General features: G+C 46.1%; 8 protein-coding genes and 1 pseudogene. 4 read left to right on the top strand and 5 right to left on the bottom strand.

Features of this window, described 5'->3' with window-relative positions; genetic code table 11:
* From QUA80_RS16225 to QUA80_RS16215, 3 genes are all read right to left on the bottom strand, one after another.
* The gene (locus QUA80_RS16225; RefSeq protein WP_333426122.1) at positions 1-3,006 is read right to left on the bottom strand and encodes a peptidase domain-containing ABC transporter; all 3,006 of its coding nucleotides are present in this window, start codon (positions 3,004-3,006) and stop codon (positions 1-3) included.
* A gap of 132 nt (positions 3,007-3,138) precedes the next feature.
* On the bottom strand, positions 3,139-3,888 hold the full coding sequence (locus QUA80_RS16220) for a peptidylprolyl isomerase (protein WP_333426120.1): 750 nt from the start codon (positions 3,886-3,888) through the stop codon (positions 3,139-3,141).
* Positions 3,889-4,192: 304 nt separating this feature from the next.
* Entirely contained in the window at positions 4,193-8,047 is a 3,855-nt protein-coding gene (locus QUA80_RS16215) for a glycosyltransferase (RefSeq protein WP_333426119.1), read from the bottom strand.
* A gap of 370 nt (positions 8,048-8,417) precedes the next feature.
* Here QUA80_RS16215 and QUA80_RS16210 point away from each other — a divergent pair, with 370 nt between their 5' ends.
* The 4 genes and pseudogenes from QUA80_RS16210 (at position 8,418) to QUA80_RS33830 (ending at position 11,591) form a co-directional block, all read left to right on the top strand.
* Positions 8,418-10,091 carry a methyltransferase domain-containing protein gene (locus QUA80_RS16210; RefSeq protein ID WP_333426117.1) on the top strand — a complete coding sequence of 558 codons (1,674 nt, stop codon included), beginning with the start codon at positions 8,418-8,420 and terminating at the stop codon, positions 10,089-10,091.
* Positions 10,092-10,166: 75 nt separating this feature from the next.
* Positions 10,167-11,036: a calcium-binding protein gene (locus QUA80_RS16205; RefSeq protein WP_333426115.1), complete on the top strand. Its 870-nt coding sequence runs from the start codon at positions 10,167-10,169 to the stop codon at positions 11,034-11,036.
* A gap of 40 nt (positions 11,037-11,076) precedes the next feature.
* Positions 11,077-11,421: pseudogene (locus QUA80_RS16200) on the top strand (Uma2 family endonuclease); the annotation flags it as partial.
* A complete protein-coding gene (locus QUA80_RS33830; RefSeq protein WP_445302249.1) occupies positions 11,382-11,591 on the top strand; it encodes a hypothetical protein in 210 nt (69 codons plus the stop codon). The pseudogene QUA80_RS16200 and the gene QUA80_RS33830, both read left to right, overlap by 40 nt.
* Positions 11,592-11,603: 12 nt before the next feature.
* On the opposite strand, the gene QUA80_RS16195 is transcribed toward QUA80_RS33830, so the two are convergent.
* A complete protein-coding gene (locus tag QUA80_RS16195; protein WP_333426113.1) occupies positions 11,604-12,410 on the bottom strand; it encodes an MOSC domain-containing protein in 807 nt (268 codons plus the stop codon).
* 114 nt (positions 12,411-12,524) lie between these two features.
* Entirely contained in the window at positions 12,525-12,824 is a 300-nt protein-coding gene (locus QUA80_RS16190; protein ID WP_333426111.1) for a putative quinol monooxygenase, read from the bottom strand.
* Positions 12,825-13,253 lie beyond the last annotated feature (429 nt).

The following is a 13,253-nucleotide window of genomic DNA, read 5'->3' as shown; positions in this document are numbered from 1 at the left end:
TCAGGTATTCGATGACTCTTGTTGTTGGAATAGGCAGTAGTAACGCCCTTTAAGAGCCATTAATTCTTTATGAGTTCCCCGCTCGACTACTGAACCTTGATCCATCATAATAATTATGTCGGCGTTTTGGATTGTAGTCAGGCGGTGAGTAATGAAAAACACCGTGCGACCGGCGAAAGCTTCTGCTAAATTATTGCAAACTTGGCGTTCGGAATGGTAGTCGAGGGCGCTTGTAGCTTCGTCCAAAATCAGCAGTTTCGGGTTTTGCAAAATCGTGCGGGCGATCGCCAAACGCTGCCTTTGACCCCCAGAAAGCGACGCACCCCGCTCTCCGACTATCGTATTGTACCCAGCAGGCAAGCCCATAATAAAATCGTGAGCTACCGCTAATTTCGCAGCTCGCACAATCTCATCCGTACTCGCATCGGGATTGCTCAGAGCAATATTTTCCTGCACAGTACAGTTAAACAGCAAAGTATCTTGCAGCACCACCCCAAGTTGGCTGCGGAGCGAGTATAGTTCCACCTTAGCAATGTCGTACCCGTCAATAAAAATCCTGCCCGACAGCGGCGGATAAAGACGCTGCAACAGCTTCATCGCCGTACTTTTACCGGAACCGCTTCCCCCTACAATTCCCACAAAACTGCCAGCGGGAAATTCCAAATTCACATTCGCCAGTTGCAGTGGCCCGCTTTCGAGGAATCGGAAGGAAACTTCCTCATACGTAACCTGCCCCTGAATTGCCGGCAGCGGGATATTGTTCCGGTCTTCATCGCTGGTTTCCGTCGGCGTATCGACAACATCCTTAAGCATATCGATCGACATCGAGACTTCTTGGAAACTCTGCCACACGCTGACAAAACGCAGCAGCGAACCTGTCACGTTCCCGGAAATTATTCGGAAAGCAATCAACTGACCCAAAGTAATCTCATTTCCCAGTACCAAATAAGCTCCCACCCACAACTGAGCTAAGTTACCCACCTGGTTTAAAAAGCTGCTAATCGTACCGGCCGCAGTCCCCGTGAGAATTGTTTTAAAACTGGCTGTAATGTATTTTGCGTAGCGGCTCGACCATTCCCAGCGGGATTTCAATTCAATATTTTGAGCCTTAACAGTTTGAATCCCGCTGACTACTTCCACTAGATAAGATTGAGAGTCAGCAAAACGGTTGTTTCTCTGTTTGATCAGGCGCAGCACCAGCGGATTGATTAGAACAATCATCAGCCCCAGTATCGGTACCACTGCCAAAGATACAAAAGTTAGCTGCACGCTGTAAGAGATCATAACGGCGACGTAAACCACCGAAAATACCGCATCGAGAACCACTGTCAAAGCTGTACTCGTCATGAATTCCCGAATCTGGCCCATCATGCTGAATTTGTAAACCAGATCTCCCACGCGCCGGTTGTCAAAGTAATTCTGGGGCAGCCGGAGCAAGTGGTCGATTACCTCCGCACTCAATTTGACATCGATGCGGTTTGAGGTATCTATAAACAAAAAGGTACGCAAACCATTGAGCAGTCCTTCAAACAGGGCAACACCTAACAGAAATGCTCCCAAAATATCCAAGGTGTCAATGCTGCGCTGACCTAATACTTTATCAATAATTACTTGGCTGATTAATGGGTTGGCAAGACCAAATAACTGTACAAAAAACGAAGCGAGCAACACCTCAAAAAACACTGTCTTGTGTTCCATGAGAGCCGGCACAAACCACCAGAAGCTGAACTGCTCTTTTTGTTCGACTTGCGGAGCTTGCAGCAGCAGGACTTCTCCTGATTCTCCCCAGATTTCTTTAAACTGAGGTATCCGCTTCCGCATCAGCCCCTGTTCGGGCGTGGCGAGCACCAATTCTTGCTCGGTGATGCTGTAAATAATGGCAAAACTATCTTGCCATTTAATCATTACGGGGGCTTTGATGCGGTTGATGGCTTCTGCTGGCACTTGCGCCAATTGAGGGGTGAGGCCGATGCTTTGGGCGATCGCCCCGCAAGCTTGCATACTGATAGAACCAGCGGTTTTTAACTGATTTTCTAGAACTTTGCGGATGATATCTCGACGAAATTTGAGGCCGAAATACTTGCTCAACATTTGGAAGCAAGCAAGCGGGGCCTCAATCTGCCCTTTGGCTCGGAAAACAGGGTATCTCGCCGCCTCCTTTGGTTGACCGGTTGCGGGTTCTGGGGGGCGGTCTGGGCCCGGTAGAATCTCGATCAATTTTCCGGGCGGATTCTGCCCAGGGTCTACTAGATCTGTCGTGCCATTTAATGGGTCTGTCTCGGGTTGGGGTTCTGGGGGTTCCCGGAAGCCGACCAAGCGGGCGCCGAGGCGGCCTTCTACTTTTAAGGATTTGGCTGCGTTTTCCACAGAAAAGCGGCTGCCGGTGGGAAAGTCGCCCAAGACCCCGCTGCTGACGAGCCAAACTCGATCGGCATCTAGCTCTTTGGCGAGGTCTTGAGTTTTTTTGTTGCCGTTTGGCACGTTGACAACTGTCGCATCTTGCCAAGCTTGCAGGGTAAGTTCCTTGAGATTGGAAGTGCCGTCGGCTTGGCGCTGCAACTCCAGGCTCAACAGTTCAAATACTTCGCTCAAGGAACAGTGTTCGCGAAAGGCTTCTCCAAAGGTCGGCTGTTTTTCCAGTACACTCAGGAAATCTTCGGCAGGTAGGACGATCGCAATTACATCTGTAGAGGCGATCGCCGTCTCGCAGGGAACTCCCCTGAGCAAGCCAGCCCAGCCCAGGATTTCCTTCGACTGCACCAAGCGCAAACTTACGTGGCGCTGCGAGCGCTGGTCAAAGCCCAGCAGCCGGGCCTGGCCTTGATAGATAATTGCCACCTGAGTCGGCATTTTTTCCCGTTCAAACAGGGGTTGCCCCGTCCGGTAGCCGAGGAGTTGGCATTTAGCCACCAAGGCTGACAGAGCCGTCTCTGACAGTCGGTCAAAGGGAGGTGTTTGAGCTAGGAAATCCTGAATTTGGGAGAGGGAAACAGCGGAAGAAGTCATCCAATTTTAGATTTTAGATTTTAGATTTTAGATTGAATCCACAGATGAATCCAGGGGTTTTTTGTCAGGATGCTACGCTTTTTAAAGTCTCCACGGATTTATCCGGGGGCCCCTGACCAAATTGCTTGATTGTCATGAAATTGAAGACAGGGAGGAGAGGGGCTGTAGCGGGCCTATTTGCGATATCTGTTCGGCGAGCCAGGTTTCAAAGAGTTCGTTAATCAAGTGCAGCCGCATCGATTCATCGAGCTGGGCCGGCATGAACTTTTCTAGTCGAATAATTACCATCCATTCTGCCAGAGGACGCGGCGTCCAGAGTTGATTTGGCTGGCTGACGGACAAAAGTTTGCTGATTGCCGGGTGGGGCTGGCTGAGGGGTACTGGGCCCAACAAGCCGCCTGACTTGGACTCGGGCCCTTCGGAATAGTCGCGGGCCACTTCAGCAAAGGTTTGTTCCCCTTCGAGGATGCGAAAGTAAAGTTCGTTTGCCAGTGCGGGATTTTTGGTGCGTACCAGGGAATAGACTACGTGGTCTAGGCTGGCTTTGCGGGTTAAAAAATAATTATCTACTTTAGGTCTCCAAGTGGCTTGCTTAAATTTTTCGATCAGCAAGGGCCTGACGGCCATCTCTTGAAGTTCTTCTTCAGTCATGTTTTGGCTGCGCAGCCAAGCTTCTTTGGCTTCGGGGGCTGTCAGTTGGTGTTGTGCCAGAAAATTCTCGACGGCGGATTGGCGTTCTTCGTCGCTGCAACTAAAGGATGCGATCGCTTGGTCTACTATTACACCCCGCAAGAATTGCGGCATCAACTGATATCGCTTCAGGAGCGATGGCATATCCTGAGCTTGCAGTAATTTATCGCCTATTTGAAAAAGTCCTGTCATTTTTTTATCTCCAACTGACTTGCGCTTTCCCTTTTAATTTAGCTGTGGCAGGAAAAGAGCGACAACCACTAACCCCTCGATTCCCCGATGATAGCAGACCGTCAGCGGGCTAACGCTATTGATGTCTATTTCTTGACGCTCTGCCTAGCGAGGGGTTCCCCGCAGGTCTCAGAATGGTAAGTGGATAAGGCGAGAGAGGGAGAGTGGGAGAGTGGGAAAATATTTCTTCTGCCATCTTCCTTGTTCGCTCAACATCCATCTGTTACATCCCTGACACTGCGCGTTGCCGAACTGCCTTCTTCCTTTACTCTGGGAATAGTCTTTCCAAGAGTGTTCCGAGTTGGGTCGAGCCAGCGCGACTGTCTAGATGCTTGGGGTTTGCCGCCATTTGTTGCTGGATTCGCTCGCGGTAGTGCCGGCGCAGTTCTGGGTTGGTTCCCAGTGCTTTACTCAGCTCTAAATAAGAATTCTCGCTGTCTGCTACCAGTTCCGGAAGTAGCAGTTCTTCGAGCACTGCGGCTGATTGTCGCGAGCGAGTTGTTTGCCCTTTGCTTACCACTGCAGGCAACCCGACTAACAGCGCTTCTGCTAAGGAGCAGGCACTGCTGTATGGATAGGAGTCTAAATATATATCAGCCAATTCCAGACATTTTATGCAATCTGCGCGAGATGGCAGCGCTTTTATCACAACTAAGCGATTTTTGTCAATCCCAAATTCGGCAAAGAGCGATCGAATTTGTTTGTAAAAAGGCACCGTCGGATAGTTTTCATTGCGAGAACGAAAGGGATACAAAACTAAAATAGAATTCGGTACGGCGGCAATAATTTTTGCCCAAGTTTCTCTCAATTCTGGGATAATTCTGAAAGCTTGAGCGCCGGACATGAAAACTACAGACTCCTCAGTGGCTCCCCAACTGCTGCGAGTCGGTTCAACTCTGGCAGGTGTTGATTCTACAGGATAGCTGAAACAAAATCCCGAGCCTTCTAAGGTAATTAATTTTTCGCGATACTCTGCTGCCGCACCTGCGGGCAATGTCAAATCTCCGGCAATGAAATAATCGATATTTCGGGTTCCGGTGGTTGCGGGTGTTGAGGTATTGGTAGCTATTTGCACCCGCGCTAGTCGGTGCAGGCACAGCAGCGCGCTTGGTTGGGAAGTGTCGGCAGTATTGGTGCAGATTAGCAGAATATCTAAATCGTGCGATCGAATTTCTCGGACTTGCTGGGGCAAATCTTCTGACAGTGGCACCAGTTTGTCGGCGCAACTTTCGCAATACTTCTCCAGTCGCTCGTCTTGTACGTGGAAATGGTACACGATAATTTCAAATTTGTTTCTGTCTAAATATTCAAAACTCGAAATTGCTGCACGACTCTCGAATTTATCGCTAATTTTATTATCAAGCAAAAAGCCCGCTCGGATTTTATGTCTTTCAGGTTCTCTTTGAGTAAAACTCCAGTCTACTTGACAGCCGATATTTTTTAAATAAAATTCCATAATATCCGCTCGCTGACTGAATATATTGAGCAGATTTGCCTCGCTCAAATACAAAGCTTTGAAACTAACACTTTTCGCAATAAATGCCGCCAAATAACGCCAAACTTCAGAATCGGGAAAACTGACGATATTAGCAGCGACGTAGTTGATAAGCTGCTGAAAATATTCAGAGTACCTTTCAACTTCCGACTTCTGTTGAAAATAATTGGGAGAGTGAAATAAGAATTTCAGAAAGTCGTCAAAAAACCACTGGGGAATCGCTGCATTTTTATACTCTAGCGGCAACTGATAAGCGTCGCGGTACAGCATCGCTGCGAGGGGATATTGAATTTTATCGGCAATTTCCCCTTTTTCAGCAAGTTTAGAGGATAACTGCTGGACAAAACGTTGCTCGGACTCGGTTAAACTTTCATTTTTGAGCCTGCTATGTAGTAGCAATTTATGAGATTTTCCCGCTTCTTGCGAGTAAGCATTTTCTAATTTTTCCGCTGGCAAATTCAGCCAATATTCAGCTAGCTGTTGGCGGTATTGGCGGAGTTGCGCGAGAATAGACTGGTTTGATGGCAATTTTTTGTACTGCTCAAGCAGTGCTGACAATTTTGAAAAATTTGGCTGATTTATCAATGCCAACTTTTGGCGAATTTTATCTTTTATTGATTGATTTAGGAAACTGTAATCAGGACTATTTAGTAGCTTTTTGTAAAATCTGACTACATCTTTATGATTTTCCCCAGCAGCGAAGTTTTTCCAAGTTTGTTGTTCGGGATGAATCCTGAGCGACGAGAGTTTTTCGTCTATGAATCCAATGTGATAATTGCCCATGATTCGCCACCACATATCTAAGTCTACATACTGAGACAATTCCGAATCAAAAAATCCTATTTCTTCAAAGACTCGGGCGGCAATTAAGACGGTACTCGGTTCGCCAATTTTATTGATGGGGTTGTTCAAGCAGTTAGTATCTGCTAGCATTGCTTTGCCGGGTTGAATTGTTTTTAACTTCGACCAACTTTTATGCAAATCTTTAATTGATTTGGAAGCTCTCCGCAAAATGGGGCTAGATTCTTCTTCAGCTATGGTGATGCCGCGCGGGGAGAAAATCATACCTATTTCTGGGTATTTTTGGGCGAGTGCGACCATTTTTTCAATACATTCGGGTGCGAGCAAGTCGTCTTGAAAGAGAAATTTAATGTATTGACCTTTTGCTTGGGATATGCAAAAATTCCAGTTTTGTGATAAGCCGTAGTTGCGGTGCAGTATGATGCGGAAATCGACTGAGGTTTGTGATTGGAATGATTGGGCGATCGCAATTGTGCGGTCTGTGGAGCCGTCATCGGATATAATCAGTTCTATGTTAGGGTAGGTTTGGGCCAAAGCACTTTTAATTGTTTCCGCAATAAATGCTTCTCCGTTGTATGTCGGAATGCAAATACTAACCTTCGGCTGCCCGTTTTGCCGTTCTGCACTTGATTGATTTTTTTCCTGAGATGGCGACAAGTTAGCCCTAATTTTGGCAGGCTTCGCTTTGGCTGTTCCTGATAGAGGTATGCTTTGAAAGTTATCGGTAATCTCGGCAATATATTCGAGACGTTTTCTAATTTTATTACCTGTAGCTTGGGGGTTGAGTAAATTCTTAATTTCCTCAGCAGCTATCGCTCCAATTTGTTGAGCTTCCCGGTAATTGTTGAAGACGTAGCGCATTGAATCGGCAGCGTGTTCGACATCCGCTTCTGCCCAAAAATTGCCTTTTTTGTAAGGCCCGCAATCTTTCTCAATTGGGATTAACTTATACTTGACTAAATAGCTGTTGCCGACATTCATAAATTCTGTATTTGATGAATAGCCGGTGGCAATTACGGGTTTGCCGTAAAACATGGCTTCAGCCATTGTTAAGCCGAATCCTTCGCAGCGGTGCAGCGATACGTAACAGTCGCAATTGTAGAGCAAACCGTTAATTTCATCTTTGGACAAATACCCGTCTAGATGTTTGATATTTGAATTATGTGCTATGGCTGAGTTTAAGGATGCTTGAGCCTCGGTAAATTTGTTTGAATTAGAAGATTTGACAATCAACAATACGCTGTCATCTTCGCCGAAAGCGTGTTTAAATGCTTGAATTACCGCTAAAGGATTTTTGCGTTCGATGCGGCTGGAAAAGTCGAATACAAACAGAAAAATAAATTTATCTTTAGGTAAACCCAGCGCTTCTCTGTTCCGGGAAGGTGCGGGTAGAGCAATACTGGGGATGATTTTGATGACGGGAATTGGCGCTAATGCGGAAATTGCCTCGGCGCAATAGTTGCTGTAAGTCCATATTTCGTGAAAGTGATTAAATGCGGGCTGCCATTCTGGGGGAAATGCGGGCAGTTCCCAGGCCCAAAAGCCGATATTGTATTTGTTTTCAAAATAGCTGGAACCTGTATGTTTGATAAAAGTTGCAACTTCATCGGCGTTGACTTGAATTAAGTTTACGGGATGGGGATTGTCTGAGCTAAAATTTTGATAGGTGGTGTCTTGCTTGCGGTGGGGACTGCGGGTAAAGTTGTTGATGACGAAGGAAATGTTGGCGGCTTCTGCGGCTCTGATATTTGCTCTGACACCTTCTCCTATGCCAAATTCGCCGTTGATGTAGCCGGCGATGTTCATTCCTAGATTAGGGTTCATAGTTTCTAATGTATTCAGTAAATTGTTGTGTTTATTTTTTAGGAAAAAATCAGAATTAATGGAGTTTCTAAATCGCGCTAAATAAGGGTATGGGTTGAGAATAAATTATAATTTGGCTCACTATTTGCTAAGAGATAGCAATCATTGTAGGATGGGTGAATAAGATTAAATGAACCGCAGAGGGCGCAGAGAACGCAGAGGAAGAGAAAAGAGGGAAGGGAAAGAGTTGGCAACAGAAAATTTGGTGCTTGACAAATGTGCCGATCGCCATTGTATACTGGCATCGCAATGCTAACCTTCGGCTGGTTGTCTGTCGGCATGGGTTGGTCTGTTTTATTTTACGATCAACTAATCAGGAATTTTAGACAAAGTGATCGATCGCGTCAACCACGACCTCTTGAAGTTGCTCCCGCCGGATGCTAAAGTCATTGTTGAAATTGGCTGCGGTACGGGTGCGACGGGCCAAGAGTACAAGCAGATAAATCCTCACTGTCAGTATATTGGCATTGAATGCGATCGAGAAAAAGCTAAAATTGCGGTCGATCGGCTAAACTGGGTGACGGTAGCCGATATTGAAGAAATTGCCATCGAAAGTCTCGACATCGCTCCAGGAACCGTCGATTGCTTAATTTTTGGCGACTTGCTACCCTATCTCAAAAACCCCTGGGAAGTGCTCAAGCAGTACAGTGGTTTGCTGAATCCAGAGGGGCAAATTATCGCCCGAATCCCCAACGTTCAATACTGGCGGCGAATTGTCAATCTGTTGCGGGGACAGTGGGAGAATCCCGACAGCAAGATGCAGCACTGGTTTACCCTAGAAAGTATTAAATCACTATTTGCTCAAGCCGGATTGCAGGTTTATGAATTTCAAGGGAAGGGACACAAAACCGAAAATTTTGTCCGCTTTCAGGAATTACTGCATCCAATGGTAAAGGCTTTAGAGCTAACATCGAGCAGCTTTGCTACGGAAACAGGTGCTGAACATTATATCGCGCGATCGACCAAATCGGCCTTACCTGCGCGCAGACTGCTGATTCAGACTATCATTATGGCTCCTACAGGGTGCGATCGCGTGCGAGTTTTGGAACCGGACAAATTTAGCGCCACAATTCCCGGTGTCCGCACAGTATCCGCCGTGAAAACAGCAGAATTAGTTCCACCACTGTCAGGAGAAGAAAAAGTCTTCATTTGGCAGCGGACAATCATGCAATATCCCGCCTATATTCCCCAACTCAAAGAACTGCTGCAACAAGGCTATTTAATAGTAGCTGAAATTGACGACAATCCCGTCCGCCGCCGCGAATACGCAGACAATAATTACCTCAGCTATCGCGGCTGTCACTGCGTGCAAACTTCTACGGAACCGCTAGCAAAAATTTTGCGACAATACAATCCGAATGTTGCCGTCTTTCCCAATCAATTAGCCTATCTACCTCCGCCGCGAATTTATCCCGCCCAAGATACAGTCACCATCTTTTTTGGTGCGCTAAACCGCGAAAAAGATTGGCAGCCGATAATGGCAGCGCTAAATCGAGTTTTAGTCGCACACAAGCACCGGATTCGAGTTAAAGTAATCCACGACCGCCGATTTTTTGAATCCTTGAAAATACAGCAAAAAGAATTTGAACCATTTTGCAGTTACGAACGGTATCAAGAAATTATGTACAGTTGCGATATAGCTTTGCTGCCGCTTGTTGCCAACCCGGTTAACGAAACGAAATCTGACTTAAAATTTATTGAATGTGCAGCGCGGGGAGTAGCGGTGCTGGCAAGTCCCACCGTGTACGAACATTCGATTGTCGAAGGTGAAACCGGATTGATTTATAGATATGAAAAAGAGTTTGAAACCAAACTAAATTCGCTGATTTCAGACACTTCTCGGCGCCGGGAAATAGCCGCGAATGCTTACGAATGGGTGCGGGACAACCGCTTGCTGTGCGGGCACTACCGGCAGCGGCGAGATTGGTACTTGCAGATGCGAGACGAGTTGCCGCGTTTAAATGCTGAGCTGCGCGATCGCCTGCCGGAGTTATTTGGTGACTAAGTGCGGTAAGATTTATAGGGCTATTGTGCGATCGTTCTGTTGTATTGTTTAATTTCTAATTGTTACTCCACACCAATGCGAATTCTATTCACTATTGCTCACTTTTACAATCCCAGCGGCGACGGGAAACACGCTTCCCAGCGAAACGATCCGCAACCGCGACTAAACGCTTTAACCGCTTGCGTGACATCGCTACAAGCTTTGTACGGCAAATCTCAGTCCATGATTGATATTAGCGAATGTGCAACTATCCCAGCAAATCAATCTCAACAGCACGAAATTGACATTGTTGTTTGCACTACTCAAGGCTATCATCTGTTGCCTCAATTGCCAGTGCAGCCCAGATGTTTTATGCACCACGCTACAAAATGCGAACCGCTGCTGTTGGGGTTTGAGTGTCAAGCAGTATTGCGAGCGTGTATTAATAAATACGATTATTTCTGTTATTTGGAAGATGATTTAATTCTGCACGATCCGTGGTTTTTTAGTAAATTAAATTGGTTTACACATCACGGTGGAAATGGAAATTTGCTGCAACCTAATCGCTATGAAATAGCGCCTCAAGGAGCTGTTTTTAAAGCATATATTGATGGTGATTTAGCGACAACAGCTACTGCTAAGTTTCAAAATGTGGAGGAGCAGCGGCAGTTAAGGGGAAAAATCATGGAACAAACAATTGCTTTTGAGCGGCCTTTGAATCCTCATTCCGGCTGCTATTTTTTGAATGCGGAACAGATGGCACACTGGGCTAAGCAGTCTCATTTTTTGGATAGGGATACTAGCTTTATCGGCCCGCTGGAAAGTGCCGCGACTTTAGGAATTATGCGGACTTTTAGAGTTTACAAGTCAACTCCTGCTTATGCTAATTTTTTGGAGGTTCAACATTTTGGCACGAGTTTTCTAAACTTGATTGGTAATAAGGTGAGGGTGCCGGAAGCAGGATGAGTTAAGATATTCAGGTAAGCTGCAATACTTGAGAGGTCGCATGACCCCGGCAACCGAAAAGATTGTCCTTCCCTCTCCCTTCCCCGACCACACGAAATTGCCAGAGGAAGATGGCACTTTTGTGAAGAATTTTCAGGAGCATCCCCAGAGCATTCTTTTAACTGATTCTATCGGGTCGGTATTGCAACGGCTTCATCCCGACGGGCAATATGCTATGGGGCAAGGCTGCGGCATCTACTGGCGAGAAACTGACCCGCTTGAAAAGGGAGCAGAAGCTCCTGATTGGTTCTACGTGCCGAACGTGCCACCCAGACTAGGAAATCAGATTCGTCGCTCTTACGTGCTGTGGCGGGAATTCATGGCTCCGATGATTGCTGTGACGTTCTGCTGACAGGTACAGAACGAGCTTCCTTAGCAGAGCAGGCTTTGAGTGCAGAAGCCCAAGCACGGCGCGATGCCATGCCTCGGTTGTTGGCAATGGGATTGAATACACAGCAAGTGGCAGAAGCACTGAGTTTATCAGTAGAAGAAGTTAGGCAGCATTCACAATCTTGATGTCGCTTTTTATTAATCAGAAGTCAAAACATCGCCGATTTTAACTGTGCCGCTGTTGATAATTTTGGCTAAAACTCCTGTTTGTGCGTGACGGAATTCCTGTTGCAGTAAACTGAGTAGGGGAATATCCCGATCGCCCGTTTCTGGATTCACTTCTATATTGACACAGCGACCGATTCGTGCTGTAACTTCTATGCGCGCCGTGCCTAATTGAAACTGTTTTCCGATCAACTCAAATTCTGACCAAGCTGCCATACCTTCTAGCACAATGTTCGGGCGAAATCGGCCCACGTCAATGTTTTGAACAGCAATTTCTGTTAATTGGTCTAATGTGGCTTGACTGAGTAAAGAAATGTGTACTGGTTCTCGATCGGGATAGCGAGTTTCGCCGCTGCAGTCGCCGACTAAGTGTACAGGTGCAAGCTGCGGGTGTCTCGCTTCTTTTGTTGGTTCAATTGTGGCTAGATATTCGGTGAAAAAAGTGCCGATGCGATCGCGCCCCGCTGCTGTGTTCGTTTCTGCGGATAACACTGCAACTCCTTCACGCTTGACTGTTAAAACGGCCGTTTCCGGTTGATAATCACATTCCAAAGCTGCTAACAGAGGCCAATCGTTTTGAACCGCAAAATGTTTTTTACTCATCCAAGGCATATTTTGGGCGGGCATCTTTGCAGCTTCAAGATTATCTGCAAACATTAAGGCAAAAGCTCGATCGCCCTTAATTCCGTGTCCTGCTGTTAAAGCAAACTCCGACATTTCTTGCGGTGTCAGCCCTTTAATTGGATAAATAAATAACTGTTTTATTGTTGCTAATGTCATAATTTTTTTAGCTTTGCTTCCATTTCAAATGAACTATTGTCCCCCCTTACTAAGGGGGGCTAGGGGGGTCTAAGCTATTTCACACACATTAATAAAATTGCTATAAAAACCCGATTAAGCTAACAATTCATAGCGGCGGATATCTGGAGGCCCAACGGCCAAACCGTCTAATTTCTGCACGGCGTCTTGAATGTGAGTTGAACCGAGATGTAAATCGAGCAAATCTGCACTTTCCCACTCTTCAACAAAGGTAAAATCTGTGGGATCGGCTTGATTTTGCAGGAGTTCGTATTTGATGCAGCCTTTTTCTTTGCGAGTTGGTTCTATAACGCTCAGCAGCAGAGATTTAAGTTCTGCTACTTTGTCGGGAAACGCCACGAGGCGGGCGACTACTCGCAAGGTTGTTTTGGACATAGGAGAAAAAAGTCACCGATAGGACGATCGAATTTACCGATTTTTATTTGGCAGACTCAGCAAAACACGATTTTACTTAAAATAACCTAAAGAGGTTGCTCAGTCAATCGATTTTAGATTTTAGATTTTAGATTTTAGATTAAAGAATTGAAGCATTGACCCAGCCCAAAACGGATACGCTGCCACGTACAACAGTCGTGGAAAGATAAAAATTTTAGACCCTAGTTCAAGTTCCCAGATTTATCTGTGGGGTAAATATAAAATCTAAAATCTAAAATCTAAAATCTAAAATCGATTGACCCCACGGATGAATCCGGGGGCTTGTATCCTGGATGCTTGATTGTCAACGGCAGTAAAATTAGTCCAGGACGGACTCATATCTCAAAAACTAACTTTCTTCCCAAATTCTTCGTTACTAAGCGCAGAGCA

Source organism: Microcoleus sp. F4-D5 (genome assembly GCF_036704885.1).
Lineage (GTDB): Bacteria > Cyanobacteriota > Cyanobacteriia > Cyanobacteriales > Microcoleaceae > Microcoleus.
Note: the sequence above shows the minus strand (reverse complement) of the source record. Positions and strands in the feature narration are given on the sequence as shown.